General features: G+C 61.7%; 26 protein-coding genes. 12 read left to right on the top strand and 14 right to left on the bottom strand.

Going from position 1 to position 21,298, the window contains the following annotated elements:
* Window positions 1–122 precede the first annotated feature (122 nt).
* The gene (locus GTF44_RS12670) at window positions 123–473 is read left to right on the top strand and encodes an H-type lectin domain-containing protein (RefSeq protein WP_171561583.1); all 351 of its coding nucleotides are present in this window, start codon (window positions 123–125) and stop codon (window positions 471–473) included.
* A gap of 68 nt (window positions 474–541) precedes the next feature.
* Here GTF44_RS12670 and GTF44_RS12675 read toward each other — a convergent pair whose 3' ends face one another.
* On the bottom strand, window positions 542–1,570 hold the full coding sequence (locus tag GTF44_RS12675) for a ribose-phosphate pyrophosphokinase (protein WP_171561584.1): 1,029 nt from the start codon (window positions 1,568–1,570) through the stop codon (window positions 542–544).
* Between the two features lie 106 nt (window positions 1,571–1,676).
* Here GTF44_RS12675 and GTF44_RS12680 point away from each other — a divergent pair, with 106 nt between their 5' ends.
* Together GTF44_RS12680 and GTF44_RS12685 are read left to right on the top strand one after the other, a co-directional pair.
* Window positions 1,677–2,276 (top strand): 2-hydroxychromene-2-carboxylate isomerase, encoded by a 600-nt coding sequence (locus GTF44_RS12680; RefSeq protein ID WP_171561586.1) that lies wholly within the window; start codon window positions 1,677–1,679, stop codon window positions 2,274–2,276.
* Window positions 2,273–3,046 (top strand): alpha/beta fold hydrolase, encoded by a 774-nt coding sequence (locus tag GTF44_RS12685; protein ID WP_171561588.1) that lies wholly within the window; start codon window positions 2,273–2,275, stop codon window positions 3,044–3,046. The genes GTF44_RS12680 and GTF44_RS12685 overlap by 4 nt, the downstream gene beginning before the upstream one ends.
* On the opposite strand, the gene GTF44_RS12690 is transcribed toward GTF44_RS12685, so the two are convergent.
* The 5 genes from GTF44_RS12690 to GTF44_RS12710 all read right to left on the bottom strand — a co-directional run bounded on the left by GTF44_RS12690 (window position 3,043) and on the right by GTF44_RS12710 (window position 6,998).
* Window positions 3,043–4,098, bottom strand: a complete 1,056-nt coding sequence (locus GTF44_RS12690; protein ID WP_171561590.1) for a low specificity L-threonine aldolase — start codon at window positions 4,096–4,098, stop codon at window positions 3,043–3,045. The two genes, GTF44_RS12685 and GTF44_RS12690, sit on opposite strands and share 4 nt — an antisense overlap.
* Window positions 4,095–4,541 (bottom strand): YcgN family cysteine cluster protein, encoded by a 447-nt coding sequence (locus GTF44_RS12695; protein WP_171561592.1) that lies wholly within the window; start codon window positions 4,539–4,541, stop codon window positions 4,095–4,097. Before GTF44_RS12695 ends, GTF44_RS12690 begins: the two co-directional genes overlap by 4 nt.
* Window positions 4,538–5,464 carry a bifunctional riboflavin kinase/FAD synthetase gene (locus tag GTF44_RS12700; protein ID WP_171561593.1) on the bottom strand — a complete coding sequence of 309 codons (927 nt, stop codon included), beginning with the start codon at window positions 5,462–5,464 and terminating at the stop codon, window positions 4,538–4,540. The genes GTF44_RS12695 and GTF44_RS12700 overlap by 4 nt, the downstream gene beginning before the upstream one ends.
* A gap of 102 nt (window positions 5,465–5,566) precedes the next feature.
* Window positions 5,567–6,010, bottom strand: coding sequence for a MaoC family dehydratase (locus tag GTF44_RS12705; RefSeq protein WP_171561888.1), 444 nt, complete (start codon window positions 6,008–6,010; stop codon window positions 5,567–5,569).
* Between the two features lie 115 nt (window positions 6,011–6,125).
* Window positions 6,126–6,998: a TIGR01459 family HAD-type hydrolase gene (locus GTF44_RS12710; protein ID WP_171561594.1), complete on the bottom strand. Its 873-nt coding sequence runs from the start codon at window positions 6,996–6,998 to the stop codon at window positions 6,126–6,128.
* A gap of 175 nt (window positions 6,999–7,173) precedes the next feature.
* Between GTF44_RS12710 and GTF44_RS12715 the strand changes: the two genes are divergently transcribed.
* Entirely contained in the window at window positions 7,174–7,773 is a 600-nt protein-coding gene (locus GTF44_RS12715; RefSeq protein WP_171561595.1) for an isoprenylcysteine carboxylmethyltransferase family protein, read from the top strand.
* 66 nt (window positions 7,774–7,839) lie between these two features.
* Here the strand turns inward: GTF44_RS12715 and GTF44_RS12720 are convergent, their stop codons facing one another.
* From GTF44_RS12720 to GTF44_RS12735, 4 genes are all read right to left on the bottom strand, one after another.
* A complete protein-coding gene (locus tag GTF44_RS12720) occupies window positions 7,840–9,798 on the bottom strand; it encodes a bifunctional 2',3'-cyclic-nucleotide 2'-phosphodiesterase/3'-nucleotidase (RefSeq protein ID WP_171561596.1) in 1,959 nt (652 codons plus the stop codon).
* Between the two features lie 162 nt (window positions 9,799–9,960).
* Window positions 9,961–10,884, bottom strand: coding sequence for a manganese-dependent inorganic pyrophosphatase (locus GTF44_RS12725; protein WP_171561598.1), 924 nt, complete (start codon window positions 10,882–10,884; stop codon window positions 9,961–9,963).
* Between the two features lie 98 nt (window positions 10,885–10,982).
* Window positions 10,983–11,492 (bottom strand): LuxR family transcriptional regulator, encoded by a 510-nt coding sequence (locus GTF44_RS12730; RefSeq protein WP_171561600.1) that lies wholly within the window; start codon window positions 11,490–11,492, stop codon window positions 10,983–10,985.
* Between the two features lie 58 nt (window positions 11,493–11,550).
* Window positions 11,551–11,811: a PepSY domain-containing protein gene (locus GTF44_RS12735; RefSeq protein ID WP_171561602.1), complete on the bottom strand. Its 261-nt coding sequence runs from the start codon at window positions 11,809–11,811 to the stop codon at window positions 11,551–11,553.
* Between the two features lie 348 nt (window positions 11,812–12,159).
* Between GTF44_RS12735 and groES the strand changes: the two genes are divergently transcribed.
* The 5 genes from groES (at window position 12,160) to GTF44_RS12760 (ending at window position 17,180) form a co-directional block, all read left to right on the top strand.
* Window positions 12,160–12,447 (top strand): co-chaperone GroES, encoded by a 288-nt coding sequence (gene groES / locus GTF44_RS12740; protein WP_145215945.1) that lies wholly within the window; start codon window positions 12,160–12,162, stop codon window positions 12,445–12,447.
* Window positions 12,448–12,489: 42 nt separating this feature from the next.
* A complete protein-coding gene (groL, locus tag GTF44_RS12745) occupies window positions 12,490–14,133 on the top strand; it encodes a chaperonin GroEL (RefSeq protein ID WP_145215948.1) in 1,644 nt (547 codons plus the stop codon).
* Between the two features lie 197 nt (window positions 14,134–14,330).
* Window positions 14,331–15,176, top strand: coding sequence for an NAD(P)-dependent oxidoreductase (locus GTF44_RS12750; protein WP_171561603.1), 846 nt, complete (start codon window positions 14,331–14,333; stop codon window positions 15,174–15,176).
* Window positions 15,163–16,317, top strand: coding sequence for an alpha-D-ribose 1-methylphosphonate 5-triphosphate diphosphatase (locus GTF44_RS12755; RefSeq protein WP_171561605.1), 1,155 nt, complete (start codon window positions 15,163–15,165; stop codon window positions 16,315–16,317). The genes GTF44_RS12750 and GTF44_RS12755 overlap by 14 nt, the downstream gene beginning before the upstream one ends.
* On the top strand, window positions 16,314–17,180 hold the full coding sequence (locus GTF44_RS12760; protein ID WP_367383404.1) for a DMT family transporter: 867 nt from the start codon (window positions 16,314–16,316) through the stop codon (window positions 17,178–17,180). The genes GTF44_RS12755 and GTF44_RS12760 overlap by 4 nt, the downstream gene beginning before the upstream one ends.
* Here the strand turns inward: GTF44_RS12760 and GTF44_RS12765 are convergent.
* Window positions 17,150–17,593 (bottom strand): NUDIX domain-containing protein, encoded by a 444-nt coding sequence (locus tag GTF44_RS12765; protein WP_171561607.1) that lies wholly within the window; start codon window positions 17,591–17,593, stop codon window positions 17,150–17,152. The genes GTF44_RS12760 and GTF44_RS12765 overlap by 31 nt on opposite strands.
* Window positions 17,594–17,681: 88 nt before the next feature.
* Here GTF44_RS12765 and GTF44_RS12770 point away from each other — a divergent pair, with 88 nt between their 5' ends.
* Window positions 17,682–18,410: an alpha/beta fold hydrolase gene (locus tag GTF44_RS12770; protein ID WP_171561608.1), complete on the top strand. Its 729-nt coding sequence runs from the start codon at window positions 17,682–17,684 to the stop codon at window positions 18,408–18,410.
* A 105-nt stretch (window positions 18,411–18,515) separates the two neighbouring features.
* On the opposite strand, the gene GTF44_RS12775 is transcribed toward GTF44_RS12770, so the two are convergent.
* The 3 genes from GTF44_RS12775 to GTF44_RS12785 are packed head-to-tail and all read right to left on the bottom strand — an operon-like array spanning window position 18,516 to window position 20,342.
* Window positions 18,516–19,589: a 5-(carboxyamino)imidazole ribonucleotide synthase gene (locus GTF44_RS12775; RefSeq protein WP_171561610.1), complete on the bottom strand. Its 1,074-nt coding sequence runs from the start codon at window positions 19,587–19,589 to the stop codon at window positions 18,516–18,518.
* The gene (purE, locus tag GTF44_RS12780; RefSeq protein WP_171561612.1) at window positions 19,582–20,070 is read right to left on the bottom strand and encodes a 5-(carboxyamino)imidazole ribonucleotide mutase; all 489 of its coding nucleotides are present in this window, start codon (window positions 20,068–20,070) and stop codon (window positions 19,582–19,584) included. Before purE ends, GTF44_RS12775 begins: the two co-directional genes overlap by 8 nt.
* A 53-nt stretch (window positions 20,071–20,123) precedes the next feature.
* Entirely contained in the window at window positions 20,124–20,342 is a 219-nt protein-coding gene (locus tag GTF44_RS12785; protein WP_145215968.1) for a YdcH family protein, read from the bottom strand.
* Window positions 20,343–20,515: 173 nt separating this feature from the next.
* Here GTF44_RS12785 and GTF44_RS12790 point away from each other — a divergent pair, with 173 nt between their 5' ends.
* Both GTF44_RS12790 and GTF44_RS12795 read left to right on the top strand, forming a co-directional pair.
* Entirely contained in the window at window positions 20,516–20,944 is a 429-nt protein-coding gene (locus GTF44_RS12790; RefSeq protein WP_171561614.1) for an Hsp20 family protein, read from the top strand.
* Complete coding sequence (locus GTF44_RS12795) at window positions 20,937–21,164, top strand: DUF1150 family protein (protein ID WP_171561616.1); 228 nt, start codon at window positions 20,937–20,939, stop codon at window positions 21,162–21,164. Before GTF44_RS12790 ends, GTF44_RS12795 begins: the two co-directional genes overlap by 8 nt.
* Window positions 21,165–21,298 lie beyond the last annotated feature (134 nt).

Below are 21,298 nucleotides of genomic sequence, written 5' to 3' on the forward strand. Positions count from 1 at the left end.
GTCATTGACATTGCCATGGTCCGAAACGGCTGAGGGGCCGCAACAACTCGGCCGATCTCGCGAGGTCTTCCTTCTGCCGTGCCGGGTGATAAGCTGTGGCCATATTACGAGCGGCAGGCAACATGCGACGTCTTCACAGCCATACCATCGGGATCGACCAAGGCTCGGAGATCCTGTTTTCGGATTTCGAGAATGGCGGACTCATGTGGTCTGGCGATGGCCCTCGCGAGGTGCGCCTGGCCGTCGCCTTTGCTACCGCCTACAAGAGCGCGCCGACCGTTCAGGTCTCCATCGGCATGTGGGACACAGACGGGAAAACCAACCAGCGCGCTGATCTGAGCGCGGAGGATATCACCCCTTCGGGGTTCGATATCGTGTTCCGCACTTGGGGAGACAGCCGCATTGCGCGGGTCCGCGCCGACTGGATGGCCATCGGTGAGCTTCGCGATGATGATGAGTGGGAACTCTACTAATCGACGGCGAAGAATTGAAGACGCGAGGTTTTCGCACGGAAGTCTAGAGCATCCCGCGCTCCGCCCTCTCAGCGGCCCCACATGCCTTTCGGATAAAGCCCCTCATAAATCGGAACCAGTGTATCGGTGTCGAAGAGGGAGGAAACGCTTGTCCCGTTCCAGATATTCAGAATCGCCTGGGCAAACATCGGCGCGGTCGGAATTACCCGGATGTTTTTGCAGGCTTGGACCGGGGCGACCGCTTCGATCGTGTCGGTGATCACCAGGCTTTTCATCACCGATTTGGTGATCCGCTCCACCGCCGGGCCGCTCAGAACCCCATGCGTGATATAGGAATGCACCTCGGTTGCGCCGTGCTCCATCAACACCTCTGCGGCTTTGCAAAGCGTGCCTGCCGTGTCGCAGATATCGTCAACAATCAGGCATTTCTTCCCCCTCACATCGCCGATCACCGTCATCTCGGCGATCTCACCCGGCTTCTCGCGCCGTTTGTCGACGATGGAGAGCGGCGCGCCGATCCGTTGCGCCAACTCACGGGCGCGACCCACGCCGCCCACATCGGGCGAGACCACCATCACATCATCCACCTTGCCTTTGAACTGGTGCAGAATATCCAGCGCGAAGATTGGCGAGGCATAAAGGTTGTCCACCGGGATATCGAAGAAGCCTTGAATCTGTGCCGCGTGCAAATCCATCGTCAACACCCGTTCGATCCCACCTTCGGCGATCAAGTTCGAGACCAGCTTGGCCGAGATCGGCGTCCGCGCCTTGGTGCGACGATCCTGACGGGCATAACCGAAGTAAGGGATCACGGCGGTGATCCGCGCGGCGGAGGACCGGCGCAGCGCATCGGCCATGATCAAAAGCTCCATCAGGTTGTCATTCGCCGGTTTCGAGGTCGGCTGGATGATGAACATATCCTCGCCGCGAACGTTCTCGTAGACCTCGACGAAGATCTCCTGGTCATTGAAGCGCTCGACCCGTGCATCGACCAACCCGATCTGCATACCGCGATGCATCGACATCCGGCGGGCGATGGCCTCGGCCAGGCTGCGATTTGCGTTTCCAGAGATGATCTTGGGGTCGGTGGCAGGCATGTGAGCGATGTCCCTTGGTTCGGGCAGTTTCCCCGCCCGTTGATGCGTTGACACCCCCTAACATCGGTCTAGGCTCCGCGCAAAGCCTAAACCAGTGGAGAGACAAATGGCCCATATCGACTACTATTTCGCAACGATTTCGCCTTTCACCTACCTGTCCTCTGGCACTGTTGAGGAGATCGTCGCCAAACACGGCGCCACGATCACTTACAAACCGCTCGACATCATGGGTCTCTTCGCCCGCACTGGGGGCGTGCCGCCGAAAGACCGTCATCCCTCGCGGCAGGCGTATCGCCTTGAGGATATGGCGCGCCGGGCGAAGCGCTTGGGCCGTCCGCTGAACCCGCAACCGGCGTTTTGGCCGACCAACCCCGCGCCATCCTCCTATGCGTTGATCGCGGCGCAGAAGGCCGGCGGCGGCGATCTGGGGAAACTGATGTCGGAACTGACCAGTGCGGTTTGGGCGGGCGAAAAGAACATCGCCGAAGATGACGTGATCCGCGCCGCGCTCTCCGCCGCCGGGTTCGATCCGGCGCTGGCCGATAGCGGCATGCTGGAAGGGGCGGAGGAATACGCCCGCAACCTGGAAGATGCGGTGGCCAACAATGTCTTCGGCGCGCCGTTTTTTGTCGTCGATGGCACGACACATTTCTGGGGCCAGGACCGGCTTGAGGATCTCGACCTCCATCTTGCCGGCGAACTGTGACGCCCGGCCTTCGCACCTGGGGGCAGGGGGCGGAACCTGCCCTTCTACTGCATTGCTCCTTGGCCCATTCCGGGGCTTGGGATGGTGTGGCCAAGGCACTTTCCGACATCCTGACCATGACCGCCCCCGACCTGGCCGGTCATGGCCGGGGGCCGGATTGGGACCGGGATCAAGACTTCCATGATCAGAACACCGATCTCGCGCAGAGCCTCCTGCCTGATCAGCCGTGCCATCTGATCGGTCATAGTTTTGGGGCCACGGTTGCTTTGCGCCTCGCCGAGAGGCAGCCTGACCGAGTGAAAACGCTGACGTTGATCGAGCCGGTGTTGTTTGCCGCGGCGCCGGACGCCTACAGGCGGAACATAAGCCCCTCGGCCAATGCCGAGCGTGCGGCGCTTCGGGAGGGCGGTGATCTGGCGGAAGCCGCCCGGGCGTTTCTGGCCAATTGGGGCAACGGCACGCCCTATGGCGCGCTCCCGCCCGCGCAGCAGTGCTATATGTCCGAGCGGATGCCGCTGATCGCGGCGAGCTATCCGGCCCTGCACGAGGATCGCGCCGGTTTGGTGCCCGGGCTGTCGCGGGTGACGATGCCCACGCTCCTGATATCTGGCGGCGCCTCACCGCCGGTGGTGGGGGCCATCCTCGACCGTCTGGAAGACGGCATTGCCCAAACCCACCGGGCGGAAATTGCGGGGGCGGCGCATATGTTGCCGATCACCCATCCAACAGAGGTCGCCGCCGACATCCGCACCTTTATCGAAGCCGTCTAAGCGCCTCGAAGCAACTCCAAAAGCGCTTGGACTCTCTCGGAACTGCAGGACCAGTCACACACCAGACGGCAGCGGATCAATGTGTCATCCGGCCCCTCAAGCGCGGTGTCCTCGCCAAAGAGATAATACTCTGCACCGGCTGCCTTTGCGCGCCGATGGGCGGCGCGGGGCAGGTCGGCGAAGACGATATTGGCCTCCGGTGGATAGGCGAGTTCCGCGCCCGGAACCTCCCGCAATCCCTCGGCCAGATCCGCACAGGCGCGATTGGCGGCCTCGGCCAACCGACACCAGAGGCCGTCCTCGACATACGCCGCCATTTGCGCCGAGAGATACCGGTGTTTCGAGGACAGATGCCCGCCGCGCTTCCGGCGCAACTCGAACTCCCAAGCCTGGGCCGGGTCGAAGAAAATCACCGCCTCCACCCCTGGGCAGCCGTTCTTGGTGCCGCCAAAACTCACCGCATCAATGCCCGCTTTCCAGGTCATCTCCGCCGGGCTACAGCCAAGGGCCGCGCAGGCATTGGCAAACCGGGCCCCGTCGAGATGGGTTGGCAATCCAAAGGCCTTGGCCACATCCGTCAAGGCTTTGATCTCGCTGAGAGAATAGACGGTTCCGGCTTCGGTTGCCTGGGTCAGGGACACCGGTCCGCGCTGTGCCGAATGGACGTCCTCCTGCGCCGTTCCGGCGATCGCTTGCCGCAGGGTTTCGGGCGTCATCCTGCCATGCGCGCCGGGGACGAGGGATAGTTTTGCCCCGTTTGAGAAAAACTCCGGCGCGCCGCATTCATCGACCGCGATATGAGCCTCTTCGTGGCAGTAGATCGCCTGCCAAGGCTTCGTCATCAGCGCCAGGGCCAGCGCATTGGCCGCCGTTCCGGTGCCGACCAGATGCACCGAAGCCTCCGGGGCCTCGAACAGCGCGCGAACCGCCTCAACCGCACGCGCTGTAATCGGGTCATTGCCATAGGGCATCGCATAACCCTCATTGGCGGCAATCAGGGCGGCCATTATCTCCGGCGCGGCAGGTCCGGCATTGTCAGAGGCGAAATTCATGCGCCTGGCTCCTCGATAATATACTCTTCCCACTCGTCTTCGGGGATTTCGAATTCCGGCACCGTGAGCCCGCGCATCGAGACGCCCGCCTCATGCACGGTCTCGGGACTGCCAGAGATCAGATGATGCCACCAAAACAACGGCTTACCCTCGTGCAGCAAGCGATAGGCGCAGGTCTCGGGCATGAAATAGGCCACATCGCCCATGGTCTCCGGCGTCAGTTGGATGCACTCCGGCACCAAGGTTTTGCGGATCCCGTATTGGCCGCAGCGGCATGTGGAATCGTCCAAGAGCCGACACGCCACCCGGGTCAGCGCGACCTCGCCGGTATCCTCGTCTTCAAGCTTGTTCAGGCAGCATTTTCCGCAGCCGTCGCAAAGCGCCTCCCACTCTTCGGAGGTCATCTTGCGCATCTGCACCCGTTCCCAGAACCGTTCTCTCATAGGGCGGCCAAAATGGCGCGGGCTTGGGCGCTGTCGGCATCCATTTGGGTGATCAACTTGTCAATTCCGTCGAATTTCACCTCGGGGCGGAGATAGTCGATCAGCCCAACCGACAGATCAGCGCCATAGAGATCGCCAGTGAAATCAAAGAGATAGGTCTCCAGGTTTGGCTCTTGCCCGCCAAACATTGGGCGTACGCCAAGCGAGGCGACGCCGTGATAGGTGCCTTGATGCGCCCCGGTCAGCACATCGACCAGCACCGCATAGACGCCCAGCTTGGGCACATGCAGATTGGCGAGCGACATGTTCGCCGTGGGGTAGCCCAATTCGCGGCCCCGTTTTTCGCCATGCAGAACCGGGCCTTCGATCCGGTGCCAATGGCCCAACATCGCGGCGGCATCGCGCGGGCGCCCCTCGCTCAGCGCGTTGCGGATATTGGTGGAGGAGACCGCGCCGAGATCGCCTTGCATGATCTCCGCGATGGTCACCTCGAACCCATACCGTGCGCCGAAATCCAGCAATGATTGGGTCGTTCCCTTGCGCCCTCTGCCAAAACAGAAATCCGCACCCACCACCACATGCGCCAGGCCCAAGCCTTCGGCCAGCACGTCGCGGGCAAACTCTTCCGCCTCCAGGCCTGACAGCGCATGGTTGAACGCCAGTTCATAAAGAAGGTCAACGCCGAGCTTTTCCAGCCGATGCGCACGGGCTTCGGCATTCATCAGACGGAAGGAGGGGCCGTTGCTTGCGAAGAACTCGCGCGGGTGTGGCTCAAAGGTCAGGATGCCCAGAGGGGCGTCATGGGCGCGCGCGATGTCGATCACATGTTGATGGCCCAGATGCACACCGTCGAAATTGCCGATGGCGACGCTGGCACCCCGATCTTCGGCAGAGACATATTGATAATCGCGCACGGTCCGCATGGGGACCGAATTAGCCGGGCCGCGCGGGAAGGGCAAGCCGGGCTGGTTAACCGGAAATGAATTACAAAAAACTCCGGATCGCCGGATTTTTGTAACCTATCCTCAGTCGAATTTCCGCGAGGGGGCCAGCACCACGGCCTCGCCTTTCAGCACCACCCGGCCATCGACGGCGCAATGGGTGTCCATCGTCACTCGGCGCTTGCCGAAATCGATATCGGTGACCTGCACTTCGGCGCGCACCATGTCGCCGGGGCGGACGGGGGCCACAAACTTCAGGCTCTGGCCGAGATAGACCGTGCCATGGCCGGGCAATTGCTCGCCAATCACCGCCGAGATCAGGCCCGCGGTCAGCATGCCATGGGCGATCCGGCCTTCGAAGATCGTATCTTGGGCGTAGTCGTCATCCAGATGCACGGGGTTATGATCGGTGGAGACTTCGGCAAACAGCTCGATATCGCGATCCGTCACCTGTTTCGTCAGATGCCGGGTCATCCCGATCTCGATATCTTCTATACAAATCGTTCCGCGTGGCATGTTGTCGAGCATGGCGTCATTCCCATCTTCCATGCGGGCTGCATAGCGCAAAGATCAGAATGCTGCAATGCAGAAGTAACAAAATGCCAATACAGCCGCTGTATATCGCAACTATATTGCGTATAGATCAGCGAAGATAACCAATGGAATAGGTGCTGCCAATCTGCGCCTCGGCCAAGAAAGCCTCAAGTTTCTCGGGGGTTGGCTGGCGATCCGTGCCGGTTTCCACCCGCGCCAACCCGCCGGTGATGAACAGCGTGTCGATATTCTCCCCCATCCCGCCAAGGATGTCGGTGCGGATGCCATCGCCGATCGCCAGGATGCGTTCATCGGGGGTGGCTTTGCCGATCTGCTCCAACCGGCGGCGGGCAAGGTCGTAGATCGGCGGATGCGGTTTGCCGAAATAGAGGCTCTCGCCCCCCATCTCGGTATAAAGCTGCGCCAAGGCACCGGCGCACCATTCACGGGTCTCGCCGCGATCCACAACGATATCGGGATTGGCGCAGAGCAGTTTCAGCCCTTTGGTCTTGGCATAGAGGAAATCGGGCCGGTTCACGTCGGGGTCGGCCTGGGCATCAAACGGACCGGTGCAGACGATCCCCTCAGCCTCGGCCAGCGGGACTTGCGTGATACTCACCGCGTTTTCGATCAACTCCATCGGTGCGAAAAACGTCTGATCGCGATCTTCGCCAATGAAATAGACCTTTTCGCCCACGGCACCGCGCCACATCGCGGCGCGGGCACTGTCGCCGGAGGTGGCAATCACGTCCCAGGCGTCCTGGGGCACGCCCAGCTTTTCGACCTGTTTTTCCACCCCGGCGCGCGGGCGCGGCGCGTTGGTCAGCAGCACGACGGTGCCACCTTGGGCGCGATAGGCCTGCAGCGCGGCGACGGCGGCGGGGAAGGCCTGGATGCCGTCATGGACACAGCCCCAGAGATCGCAAAACAGCGCATCATAGCGGGGGGAAATCTCGGAAAGCTGCTCGATAATCTGGGTCATGGGGGCCTCTTGCGCGGGTTGGCCCTCCTTAGGATGGATTGTCGAACGGGGCCAGCCCCACCCATTGCCATGCGACGAAAGATGTTTTCATATGAAAACATCCAGAAGAGTGTTGCGCCCTTGTCATGTGGGTTTGCGACGGTGGCGGCCAATGTGAGATTGGGGAACTGAGACCATGTATCTGGTGGAGTTTGGAGCCTTGGTTGTGGCGGCACTGGCCGGGGCGGCGCTGTGCTTGTTGTTGCTGCGCAATCTGGTCCGACCGGAGATTGGGTTCTGGCCCGCCGCGAGTGATCGGCAGAAGGCCCTTGCGCTCGTGCTCTTCCGGGTGTTTTGCGCGGCCATGGTGGTGGAGGCGGGGCTGATGCTTTGGCTGCATGGATTTGGCAACTGGTCGCGCTATGCCATTGGCGTGCCGATTATGGTCGGTGCCTATGCCATGTCGCTCTGGGCCTACAAACATCTGGGCAAAGAAAACACCTATTTCGCGACGGGCGGATTGGTGACCGGCGGGGTCTATGCGTATTCGCGGAACCCTGGCTATGTCGCGTCGCTGGCGGCGGCGCTTGGGCTGGCGGTGGTTGCCGGGTCTTGGAGCGTGTTGGCTTTGGCGGGTGGTTTGTTCTTGATCTATTTTCTCTTCGCGCTGAACGAAGAGCGATGGCTCCGGCAAGGCTATGGCCACGCCTTTATCGAATATATGCGACAGACGCCGCGTTTTTTGGATTTGCGGAGCTTGGAGCGGGCGCGAGAGGAGCTCTTGGCGCGCCTCTGAGCGGCGTTACCGGATGCGCGGGTGGTCAGACGGCGGCCCCCATTGCTGAGCCGCCGCCCCGACTGATCAGAGCGAAATGCGGAACCGCGCGAACCCATCCGGCCCGTCGCCCGCCGGTTCGATTGTCACACCTTCCACCGCATCGGAATAGGCGCTGGCCGCTGGCCCGGTGTCGAAGAGCACGGTGGTGCCGGGCATCGGCGCGAAGGACCAGTTGGCATCCGCCGCCGGATTGATCGTGCCCTGTTCGACGATATAGCGGACGATCACATCGCGGTTGGTGTCAGGCCCTTCAAAGACCGTGGTTTCCGGTGACGCGCCGGGGAAGTTGCCGCCGCCACCCGCGCGGTAATTGTTGGTGGCGATAATGAACTGCTGATCCGGGTCGAGCGGCGCACCGTTATAGGTCAAGTTCACGATCCGCTCCGCGCCTTCGGCCACCACATTGCCATCGCGGTCATAGCGCGACGGCTGGCTGAGATCGATCTGATACTCCACCCCGTCGATCACGTCGAAATTGTAAGACGGGAAATCGGGGTTCAGAAGCACCTGATCGGCGCTGCCCGGCTCGATCTGGTTGAACATACCCGCTGAGCGTTCGAGCCAATCCTGCACCTCGGCCCCGGTCACCAGAACGGCGCGTACCGTATTGGGATAGAGGTAGAGATCGGCGACGTTTTTGATCGCCACCGCGCCCACGGCCACATCGGTATAGTATTCCGGGCCACCGCGACCGCCGGCCTTGAAGGGCGCCGCCGCCGAGAGGATCGGCAGGCCCTCATATTCTGTGCCCGCCATCATCTGTTCGATATACCAAGTCTGCGCGTTTGAGACGACCTGAACCGAGGGGTCATCGGCCACCAGCGCGAAATAGGAATGCAGCGGCGCGGCGGTCTCCCCCACGGCACGGCGGACATAATCGAGCGTGGCATCATGTTCGGTCTGCGCTGAGGCCAGGACGGCGGGCGCGCTTTCGACGAGCGCGGTGACGGAGCGGTCTTCCTCCCGGCGCGAAATCGGCCTTGCTTCGGAGGTATGGCCGACGATGCGCCAGCCGTTGCCGTCGCGTTCCAGCATCAGGTCGACCAGACCCATATGGCTGCCCCAGAACCCGCCCATTGTGGCCGGTTTGCCCATGATCGTGCCAGCCTCGGCATCGACGCCGGGCGTGTCGGCATAGTCGGGGCCGGGGAAGACCCGGTGATGGTGCCCGGTCAGGATCGCGTCAATCCCGTCGATGGCGGCCAGCGGGATGGAGGCGTTTTCCATGCCGTCCGTATGATCTGCCGCGCCTATGCCGGAATGGCTGAGCGCGATGATCAGGTCCGCGCCTTCTTCCTTCATCTGCGGGATATAGGCGCGTGCGGTATCGACGATATCGCGGGCCATGACATTGCCTTCCAGATGGCGGCGGTCCCAGGTCATGATCTGCGGCGGAACGAAGCCGATCAGGCCGATGCGGATCGGGTGGCTCTCGCCCGCGCCATCGGTGAGCGTTTGGTCAAGGATGACATAAGGCGGCACCAGCGTGGTGTCCTCGGTTGGGCTGGCCCCCATTTCGGTCGCGACATTGGCGCAAACCATGGGGAAATCGGCCCCGGCCAGCGAGTTCATCAGGAAATTGAGGCCGTAGTTGAACTCGTGATTGCCGAGGGTTGAGCCGTCAAAGCCAAGCGTGTTCATCGCCGCGATAATCGGATGCATGTCGCCCTCGGACATGCCGCGCTCATAGGCAATGTAATCGCCCATCGGATTGCCCTGAAGGAAGTCGCCATTGTCGAGCAAGAGCGAGTTGGTGGATTCGTCGCGCACCGCTTGGATCAGCGAGGCGGTGCGGGCCAGCCCGACCGTATCGACGGGCCGGTCGCCGTAATAATCATAGGGGAAGACATGCACATGGACATCCGTGGTCTCCATGATCCGGAGATGGGCTTGGTTGGCCTGCGCATTGGCAGAGAAGGGATGCAGCGCGATGAAGCTGGCGGTGGTGCCAAGGAAGGTGCGGCGGTCGAGTAGAAGTGGCATGACGTGAGTCCCCGTTTGTCTGATGCTTTACCCTAACACCGTGCTGCGACATGGCGATTATCATCAAGCAACGGATTGATGACATGCGCCATTTCCCGCCGATCGCGCATGCAAAAGGCGGCCCGCGAAGAGCCGCCTTTTCAAACTGTTACACGCGGTTGGTCAGAGCGTCAGATTCGGAATGATCTGCTTTTTGCGGCTGACAACGCCGGGCAGGACGACCGTGTCGCCGTCACCGCAGACCGTGGCGAAGCTCTTTTCAGCCAGTTCTTTGGTCAGTTCATTGGGGATCAGCATGGTGGATTCCTCGTTGAGAATATCCACAATGAAGAGCAGCACCTGATCAACGCTATCCTCGAGCGCGACGGTCGGCATCGTCTCCATCAGGCTGGCTTTGCGAGCCAGAACGGTCTCGGGCGAGGTCGTCTCAAGCACAGAGACGCGGAAGCTTTTGCCGCCCACTTCGTATTCCTTACTGTCCATACGCAGCAGCTCGGAATCGGAGAATTCAGAGACATCGGATTTGGCCGCGAACATCTCGGCGGCATAGCTAGGGATGTCGATGCCGAGGTCTTTGGCCAGCGCTTCGGCCACTTCACGATCCACATCCGTGGTCGTGGGCGAGCGGAATTCCAGTGTGTCCGACAGAATGCAGGACAGCATCGCGCCCTTGATGCTTTCCGGCATCTTCGCGGCGTCCTCGCCCATCAGGTCATGCATGATCGTGGCGGTGCAGGCGACGGGGCGGATGGTGATGTCGATCGGGCCTTTGGTTTCCAGCCCGCCGACCAGCTTGTGGTGGTCGATGATGGCCAGGATATCGGCGCTGTTGATCGCCTCGGGCAGCTCAGCGGGGTTGTTTGTGTCGACGATCACGACAGGCGTGTCTTCGGCGACCTCGGAAATGATCTCGGGCTTGGCGAGCGACCAGCGCTCGAGCACGAAGGCGGCTTCGGTATTGGGTTCCCCCAAAAGCCGCGCCTCCGCAGCTTGGCCTTTCACTTCGGAGAGGTACCAGGCCCAGATGACCGGCGAGCCGGTGGAATCAGTGTCTGGCGATTTATGGCCGAATACGAGCGTGGTCATGGGGCGGATCCCGTCATGTTGTCTGATGTCGGGGGCCTCTTACCCCTAAGGCCGCGGCTTGTCAGGTGCAAAGACTGACGCAGCTTCGGCTTTCGATGCTATTGACCAGGCGCGGGGCTGATGGGAACAAGCTCGTCCGCCAGAAGGTCGTCCAAGAAAAGGCTCAACAGTTCCAGTCGGCCGGACACCTTGGCCTTGCGATAGACAGCGGCACATTGGGCTTTGACCGTGCCCAGTTTCGTGGCGCGAAGCTCGGCCATATCGGCGATTGCAAAGCCCTTCAGTGCCAAGATCGCCACTTCGCGTTCCGCCGCCGTCAGCGACCATTCAGCAAAGCGGGTTTCCAGAAGATCGGTGAAGGCGCCCGAGGCGACTTTCAACTGATCCGACAGGCGGCGCTGTTGGCTCATCATCTGGCGCAGTTCGGAGGCCGTGAAGGCGAGGCTGACAAAGAGCGCGATGGTCACGACCGCTTCGGCCAGGTCGCTTTCGACCAGCAACAGCCCCATACCGGGGCTGATGAAATCGAGCGTGATGTCGAGCAGAAAATAGGCGCAGCAGATAGCTTGGAGCGCGAACAGCCCCCAAAGAACAGTATTCCGCGACATCCGTCATCCCCTTTGGCTGCGTCCCCCGGGAACCCCGAGGGACGTGGCTTTGGCCTGCTTAGTCCTCAAGCTCAATCTCGGTCACCATACCGGTTTCAAGCGAGACCTCAATTTCATAGGTCTGCCCATCCATCATGGCATAGGCTTCGAACTCGTCATCTTCGATTTCGGTTTCGGTGATCTCATAGCCTTGCGCGGCCAAGAAGGCGGTGATTTCGGCCTCTGTTGTGCCGGCTCTGTCTCCCTCATTCATCTGCGCGAAGGCGATACCGGGGATCAGGAGCGCGGCGAGGGCGGTGGCTTTGGTCAGGTTCAACATGAGATGTCCTTTCAAATCGTCTTGGGTGCCGCGGGATTGCGGCTTGGGTGGATCTGGGGGGCATGCACCGCCGGACGGAATTGGACTTTCGGGGGAGGTATTGCGGACTAGGCCGAAGGTTTACGTCGATTTCCTTGGGTGATCTCGCCGTTTGACGCGGGCGGTGCAGACCTTTGATCTGCGATCCGGGGATTTGGCCAATGCAGCGCGCCGATGAGGGCTCAGGTTTTCTGCGAGCCGCCCGTTGACTCGGGTCCAGGCTTTGCCTATCTCCGCTCCGTTATCACTCAAGAGAGACGAGTGCTAACGCCATGGGAGAAACCAACGAACCGAAGGAGTGTTCGAGAGATGGCTTTTACACCGCTGCATGACCGTGTGTTGGTCGAACGCGTCGAAAGCGACGAGAAAACCGCAGGCGGGCTGATCATCCCCGACAGCGCGAAAGAGAAACCCGCCGAGGGCCTGGTTGTGGCCGTGGGCGCAGGCGCCAAAGACGATGATGGCGACCGGATCGCCATGGACGTCAAAGAAGGCGACAAAATCCTGTTCGGCAAATGGTCGGGCACGGAAGTCACCGTTGACGGCAAAGAGCTGTTGATCATGAAGGAAAGCGACATCCTCGGCATCATCGCCTGAGCACAACGCTTCCAATCCCAATCTATTCAATAGGAGCACATTATGGCTGCTAAAGACGTCAAGTTTGATACCGACGCCCGCAACCGCATGCTCGCCGGCGTGAACACGCTGGCCGACGCAGTGAAAGTCACCCTCGGCCCGAAAGGCCGCAACGTGGTGATCGAGAAATCCTTCGGCGCTCCGCGCATCACCAAAGACGGTGTGACGGTTGCCAAGGAAATCGAACTGGAAGACAAGTTCGAAAACATGGGCGCGCAGATGGTGAAAGAAGTCGCCAGCCGCACCAATGACGAAGCCGGCGACGGCACCACCACCGCGACCGTGCTGGCGCAAGCCATCATCCGCGAAGGTCTGAAATCGGTTGCCGCTGGCATGAACCCGATGGACCTGAAGCGCGGCATCGACATGGCCGTGGCCAAAGTGATCGGCGAGATCCAAGGCGCGGCCCGCGAAGTCAAAGACTCCGACGAAGTGGCGCAGGTTGGCACCATCTCCGCCAATGGCGAAGCCGAGATCGGCCGTCAGATCGCCGACGCGATGCAGAAAGTCGGCAATGACGGCGTGATCACTGTCGAAGAGAACAAGGGCCTGGAGACCGAGACCGAGGTCGTCGAAGGCATGCAGTTCGACCGTGGCTACCTGAGCCCCTACTTCGTCACCAACCCGGACAAGATGATTGCCGAGCTGGAAGACTGCATGGTGCTGTTGCACGAGAAGAAACTCTCCTCGCTGCAGCCGATGGTTCCGCTTCTGGAAACCGTTATCCAGTCGGGCAAACCGCTTCTCATCATCGCTGAAGATGTCGAAGGCGAAGCGCTGGCGACCCTCGTGGTCAACAAACTGCGCGGCGGTCTGAAAATCGCGGCTGTCAAAGCGCCTGGCTTCGGCGATCGCCGCAAGGCCATGCTGCAGGACATCGGCATTCTGACCGGCGGTCAGGTGATTTCCGAAGATCTCGGCATGAAGCTCGAAAACGTGACCATGGATATGCTCGGCACCGCCAAGCGCATCACGATCACCAAAGACGAGACCACCGTGATCGACGGCAACGGCGAAAAGGCCGAGATCGAAGCCCGTGTGGCCCAGATCCGTCAGCAGATCGAAGAAACCACCTCCGACTACGACCGTGAGAAACTGCAAGAGCGCGTGGCCAAACTGGCTGGCGGTGTTGCCGTGATCCGCGTGGGTGGCATGACCGAAGTGGAAGTGAAAGAGCGCAAAGACCGCGTTGATGACGCGCTGAACGCAACCCGGGCTGCTGTGCAGGAAGGTGTTGTTGTGGGCGGCGGTGTTGCTCTGGTGCAAGGTGCGAAAGTGCTGGCCGATATGACCGGTGACAACTCCGATCAGAACGCCGGTATCGCCATTGTGCGCAAAGCCCTCGAAGCCCCGCTGCGTCAGATCGCTGAGAATGCTGGCGTCGACGGGTCGGTCGTGGCTGGCAAAATCCGCGAGAGCAGCGACGCTGCCTTCGGCTTCAACGCACAAGCCGAAGAATACGGCGACATGTTCGCCTTCGGTGTGATCGACCCGGCCAAAGTGGTTCGGACCGCTCTGGAAGATGCCGCTTCGGTTGCCTCGCTCCTGATCACCACCGAAGCCATGGTTGCCGACAAGCCCTCCAAAGACGGTGGGGCCGCTGGTGGCGGCATGCCCGACATGGGCGGCATGGGCGGCATGATGTAAGCACCGAATTCGCATCGCGAATTCGTGCATCGCCTGGCAGGCGCTTTCCAAAGGAAAGATGCCAAACGGGCCAAGCCGATAGCATTGAGAGAGGCGCTGCATCTGCGGCGCCTCTTTTCTTTGCCGCGGCCCGAGCGCCCCCTTTTCTTCTCCGCGCAACCCGTGCCATCGTCTGCCTGAAAGCGAAAGGACATGGGATGGAGCGGATTGGTGTTGTCGGCCTTGGCCGGATGGGCGGTGCGATGGCCCAGAGATTTCAAGCTGAAGGGGTGCCGGTAACGGGCTGGACCCGCAGTGGGCGCGGTGTCGCGGGCATTGCATCGGCACCGGATCTCGCCGCGCTTGTGGCGGAGAGCGATGTTTTGGTGCTGTCACTTTATGATGACGCGGCAGTGACCGATATGCTTGACGCCCTCTTGGCGCTCGATCTGACAGGCAAGCTGATCGTCGAGACCAGCACGGTCGCGCCGTCCTGCCTCACCGACCGGATTGAGGCCTTTGCCGCCAAAGGCGCGGGTGCGGTGGATGCGCCGATTGCGGGCGGGCCGGAGCTGGTTCTGGCCGGGCAATGCGGCATTTTCGTGGGCGGTGAGGATGTCGCGGCCAAACGTGCGCTTACGGTGCTTGCGGCGCTGACCGAGCGGGTCTTTCATGTGGGCCCGCTTGGCACCGGTATGGTCATGAAAGTCATCAATAATTCGATGTTGCAGACTTATGTCACCGGCCTTGTGGAGATGATGCGGCTGGCCAAACGCGCGGGTCTGCCGCTGGAGACGGCGATCAAGATCGTCAGCCATGGCCCTGCGGGGGTGCCGATGGTGGCGGCCCGTATTCCGAAAATCCTAGGCGAGGATAAAGAGGTTGGGTTTACCGTCGCGGGTATCCTGAAGGACAATGAAGTGTTTCAGCGGGTCGCGCGGGATTTTGGTGTCGAAGCTCCGTCTCTTGCGGCGGCTGAGTTGATGCAGAACGAAGGCATCGCTTTGGGCCTTGCCGATCAGGACCCTGCTGCGTTGATTGCCGAGGCCTATGCCCGCGCCTGACCCCGCCCATTTGCCACCGCTGACCTTCCGAGGCGCAGAGGTTTTGCGTCCCGATGGTGTGGTGCGCGATGATCTGTGCTTGGCAGACGGAGCCGTGACGGAGGCGCAAGGCCGGGTTGTGGACCTGAGCGGTTTCCTGGTTCTCCCTGGCATTGTCGACGTGCATGGCGACGCCTTTGAGCGGCATCTGGCGCCCCGGCGCGGGGCGGTGACTGATCTGTCCCTCGGGCTTCGCGCGGTTGAGACGGAACTTGCGGCCAATGGCATCACGACCGCCTGGTTGGCGCAGTTCTGGAGCTGGGAAGGTGGGATGCGCGGCCCGGAATTCGCAGTGTCTTTGGCGGAGGCGCTGGCGGCTTATGAGGCGCAGCTTGACCTGCGGATGCAGTTGCGGCTGGAGATCGGCTGTCACGCGGATTTTGATGCGGTGTGTGCCCTGATCAAACGGCATCGGATTGGGTATGTGGTGGTGAACGACCACCTGCCGCATCGCGCGCTGTCGCAAGGAAAACGCCCCCCGCGCCTGGAGGGCCAAGCGCTGAAATCGCGCCGCTCCCCTGCGGATCACCTGGCGCTGTTGCAGCGTTTACACGACGGAATGCCGGAGGCCCGCGCGGCCCTACCCGATCTGGCGGCGGCACTCAGGGCGGATGGGGTGATTTTGGGCAGCCATGACGATGAGGCAGCTGAGGCGCGGGCCCTGTTCCGGGCGCTTGGCGTCGGTATTTCGGAATTCCCGACTACGAAAGCCGCGGCGCAGGGAGCAAAGGCGGCGGGGGATCCGGTTGTGATGGGCGCGCCCAATGTGCTTCGGGGCGGGAGCCATGACGGACGGCTCTCCGCCGAAGAGGTGATTGCCGAGGGCGCGGTGACGGCGCTGGCGTCGGATTATCATTACCCGACGCCGCTTCAGGCAGCGTTCAAATTGGCCGATACCGGGATGCCGCTGGCCACAGCCTGGGGATTGGTCTCGACAGGTCCGGCGCGGATGATGGGCCTGACGGATCGCGGCGCACTCGCGCCCGGACAGCGGGCCGATCTGGTGATCGTCGAGGCGGGCACACGCCGCGTGGCCGGAACCATCGCCGGCGGGCGGATGGCGTATTTGGCCGGGGAGCTGGCGTTGAGGATGATCCAATGATGCGCCTGATCCTGCTCACCTGCCTGACCATGGTGGCCTTTGCCGCCAACTCGATCCTCAATCGGATGGCGGTTGGCGCGGGCCATATCGGAGCGCTGGAATTCTCGCTCATTCGGGTCATTGCCGGTGCCGTAATGCTGGCAGCTTTGGTGGTGCTGAGCCGAAAAAGCTTGCCGATCTTCCAAGCGAGACGGCTTTGGGGGGCATTCGTGCTTAGCCTCTATCTCCTCGGGTTCTCGGTTGCCTATCTGCAGCTTGATGCGGGGCTTGGCGCGTTGATCCTCTTCGGCGTTGTGCAGGTGACGATGTTTGGCGGTGCCCTTGTCGCGGGTGATGCGGTGCCACGCCGCCGATGGATCGGCGCAGGTTTGGCGCTTGCCGGGCTGATCTGGCTGATGTGGCCGGGGGAGGCCTTTGCGGTTCCACTGATCGCGAGCGGGATGATGGTGCTCGCGGGTGTCGGGTGGGGCCTCTATTCCTTGGCGGGGCGTGGCGCCAAGGAGCCCTTGGCGGATACGGCGGCGAATTTCATCCTGGCGGTGCCGATGTTTTGGCTGCCGATGCTGTTTTTGCCGGTGCAGTTGGATGCGGTCGCGACCACCCAGATCGGCGTTATCCTGGCGGTGATCTGCGGCGCGGTGACGTCGGGCCTAGGATATGCGCTTTGGTATACGGTTCTCCCGCGTTTGGGTGCGTCAGCCGGTGGATTGGTGCAATTGACCGTCCCAGTGATCGCCATCCTGGGCGGGGTGGCTTTGTTGGGTGAGGCGGTAAGCTGGCGGCTTGTGGGGGCCAGTGCTCTGGTTTTGGGCGGGATTGCCTATGGATTGGTTCAGCGCAAGATCGGCTCCAACGGATCATAAATCAGACCATCGCCCCAGGCAGCTTCGGCCAAGCTGTCGGGTTTCACGCGCAGGGTTTCGAGGTCATCACGTGTGACGAGGCGGCGATGGCTGACGACGCCTTCGGGATCGGTCCAATGGTCCGAAATCTGACCCGCCTCATGGGTCACGCGGAAATAGATGTCGACCTGGTGGAAACTGCCTTTGGGATCATGGAATTCATTGACCAGACAGGGCGCATCGACGGAGATCGTCAGCCCGGTTTCCTCATGAAACTCGCGGATCAGATTATCGGGCAGTGAGCTGCCCCGATCCACGCCGCCGCCCGGGGCGCACCAAAGGTCGGTGCGACCGGGCCAGGCATTGACCAGAAGCAAGCGGTTTTCGATGAGAAGCAGGCCGCGGACGGAGAGCCGGGGATTGGGGTTCGACATGGACCCGATGCTGCCCCGAGCCGCGCAGAGGCGCAACTGGAGGATTTCCCCCCTCGCAGGGGGCGCTTTGCGGCCTTAGATAGGGGATATGCGTTTTGTCTTGGCCCTGTTGCTGCTTACGATCCTTCCCGTCGCCCCGGCGCGGGCGGATTGTGTGGTGCTGTTGCATGGGTTGGCGCGAAGCGCGGGCTCTTTGGCGGTGATGGAAGAGGCGTTGGAGGCGGCAGGCTATCAGGTGGTGAACCGCAGTTACCCCTCGACCCGGGCTTCGATTGCGGAACTGGCCTCGACGACGATTTTCCCAGCCATGGCACGCTGCGGGGCTGAAGAGGTGCATTTTGTGACGCACTCCATGGGCGGCATCTTGGTGCGCCACTGGTTGTCACAGCATCGACCGGTGCGGTTGGGACGGGTGGTGATGCTGGCGCCGCCCAATAGCGGCTCGGAACTGGTGGATGTGTTTGGGCCGTTGGAGCCGTTTGAATGGCTGAACGGCCCGGCCGGGCAGGAACTCGGGACCGGCGCGCAGGATTTGCCGAACCGCTTGCCCGAGGTCGATTTTCCCCTTGGTGTCATTGCCGGGGATCGGACATTGAACCCGATCTATTCGGCTCTGATCGAGGGGGCGGATGACGGGAAAGTGGCGGTGGAAAGCACGCGTGTAGCAGGTATGGCGGACCATATCGTGTTGCCGGTGACCCATACATTCATGATGAACAACCCGCTGGTGATTGCGGAGGTTTTGGCCTTCTTGGACAGCGGCGCGTTTGATCATGAGATGGATTTGTTCGGCGCGATCGAGATCTTGGCGGACTAGGACTGCGCCAGGGCGAGGCCCGTGGCGCGGGCGGCGCCCTTCCTTACGCCCCTATCGGGGCCCTCGTCAGGGCGCGCTGCCGCGGGTTTGTGGCGGCGGGTTGGCCTAGGTCGCGGGGCCGGTGACGCGGTTGATATGGCCCATTTTGCGCCCCGGGCGAGTGTCGGCTTTGCCGTAGAGGTGGATTTGCGTGCCCGAGGTTGCGGCGTGGGCCGATGCGCTGTCGATCTGATCGCCGATCAGGTTTTCCATCACCACATTGGCGTGTCGCGTACCGTCGCCGAGCGGCCAGCCGGTGATGGCGCGGATATGCTGCTCGAACTGCTCGACGGCGCAGCCCGCTTGGGTCCAATGGCCGGAGTTATGCACGCGGGGGGCGATTTCATTGACCACCAGACCTTGCGGCGTGGCGAAAAGCTCGACGCCGAGGACGCCGACATACTCGAGCGCGTTTAGGATGCGAGAGGCGATTAGCACCGCGTCGGTTTTCAGGCTTGCTGATATGGCGGCGGGGACAGTTGTCGTGGCCAAGATGCCATTGTCATGAACGTTTTCGCCCGGATCATAGGCGGCGATGGTGCCGTCTGTGCCGCGGGCGGCGATGACGGAGATTTCGGCGGTGAACTCTACGAAACCTTCGGCAATAGCGGGGGCACCTTTAAGGCTGGCCAGCGCGGCTTCGGCTTCATCCGGCACCATGATCCGTGCCTGGCCTTTGCCGTCATAGCCGAAACGGCGGGTCTTTAGGATTGCGGGTGTGCCGGTTTGCGCGAGCGCTTGCGATAGTTCGGTTTGTGTGTCGATGGCGGCAAAGGGCGCGGTTGTCAGGCCCAGACCGGTGAGGAAACTCTTTTCGATCAGACGGTCCTGGCTTGTCTCAAGCGCGCGGCGGTCGGGGTAGAGCGGCGTTCCGGCGGCCAGGATGTCGAGCGCCGGGGCGGGGATGTTTTCGAACTCGAAGGTGATCACGTCGCAAGCGGCAGCGAACGCGCGCAGGGCGCCCAAATCATCGTAAGCCGCTTGCGTCCACGCATGCGCAACGTCGGCGGCAGGCGCCGCGCCGGGCTCATAGATATGGGTCTTATAGCCCAAACGCGCGGCGGCCATGGCCAGCATGCGGCCCAATTGACCGCCGCCGAGAATGCCGATGGTACTGCCTTGGGGGAGCGGCTCAGTCATCTTGCGGCGTCTCGGCGATCGAGGCGGAGAGATCGGTGCGCCAAGCGTCGAGACGCGCGGCCAAGGCCGGATCCGAGGTGGCCAGAATGGCCGCCGCCATCAGCCCGGCATTGGCGGCACCCGCCGCGCCGATGGCCATGGTGGCGACGGGGAAGCCGCGCGGCATTTGCAGGATCGAGTAGAGGCTGTCGACGCCGGAGAGTGCTTTGGTTTGCACCGGGACGCCAATCACCGGCACCCGGGTTTTCGAGGCCATCATGCCGGGCAGATGCGCCGCGCCGCCCGCGCCCGCAATGATCGCTTTCAACCCACGATCCACAGCGGTCTTGCCATAGTCCCAGAGCCGATCGGGCGTCCTGTGCGCCGAAACAATCCGGGTCTCATACGGCACGCCAAGCGCATCCAGCATCTCGGCGGCTTCGCGCATCGTAGACCAGTCGGATTGGCTACCCATGATGATGCCGATCTCGGCGTTTTCCATGATATTCGGCCCCTTTGGCGGATCAGAGCGCGCACTATAGCCAGACCATCGGTCTAGGCAATGATATCGGGGGTCAGTTCATCTTCGATCCGGGTGATCTGATCCTTCAGAGCCAGCTTTTGCTTTTTCAACCGCCGAAGGGTCAGCTGATCGGGCCGGGTACGCTCGGAAAGGGCAGAGATGGCCTCATCCAGATCACGATGCTCACGCCGAAGCACCTCCAACTTCACGCGGAGCACCTCTTCATGGCTCATTTCGGTGGGGGCGTTCATCTCAAAGCCTTGCAGGATTCGCCTTAACAGCGGTTCAAGATAGCGAGAAATGCCCGTGAGGCAAAGTGTTGCCGCCCTTGCAGGGACCAAATGCCCGCCCCATATTATGTCTTAACCGGGCTGCCGAATGCGGGGCCCAGATAGCAGATCGCTTAGCGCTAAGGATGTGCCCGATGACCAAATTGACCCTTGGATCGCACCCGTTTCTACTGGGGTTCGACCAACTGGAACGCCTGGTGGAACGCACCGCGAAATCGGGCAATGACGGCTACCCGCCCTATAACATCGAGCAAAAGGGCGAAAACGCCTATCGGATCACGCTCGCGGTGGCGGGCTTTGCCGAAGAGGATTTGTCGATCACTGTCGAAGATCGGCAGTTGGTGATCGGCGGGCGGCAGGCCGATGACGACAATGGGCGGATGTTTCTGCATCGCGGCATCGCGGCCAGGCAGTTTCAGCGCAGCTTCGTTCTGGCCGAAGGGGTCGATGTCGCGGGCGCGATGATGGAACACGGGCTTCTGCATGTCGATCTGGCCCGTGTGGTGCCTGACAGCGTGGTGCAAACGATAGAAATCAAAACCGGAGGTAAGAGCAATGTTTGAACAAAATGACGCCGCCCGGACCGAGGGCCAACCGATCGTTTATATCCGCAAAGTGGCGGTCGCGGACCTGCCGCGCGAAGTGAGGCAGCAAGCCGAGGGCTTGGACGAGCTTTATGCGATTGGCAGCGAGACCGGGGAGCAACTGGCGCTTGTCAGAGATCGCAAACTCGCCTTCATCGTGGCGCGCCAAAACGACATGACGCCGGTCAGCGTGCACTAACGACCGGCGCACACCAGGTGTGTGTGGGGAAGGGGGCGCCTGTCATGGGCGTCCCCTTTCTTTGAGGGGTGTGCGTTTTGTCGGCGGATCTTCTTGGAGCTGAAGCCCGGAAGTTTTGGGAGTCTCCGAGATCA

Origin of the sequence: Roseobacter sp. HKCCD6576-2 (assembly GCF_013179285.1) — a bacterium.
GTDB lineage: Bacteria > Pseudomonadota > Alphaproteobacteria > Rhodobacterales > Rhodobacteraceae > Rhodophyticola > Rhodophyticola oceani.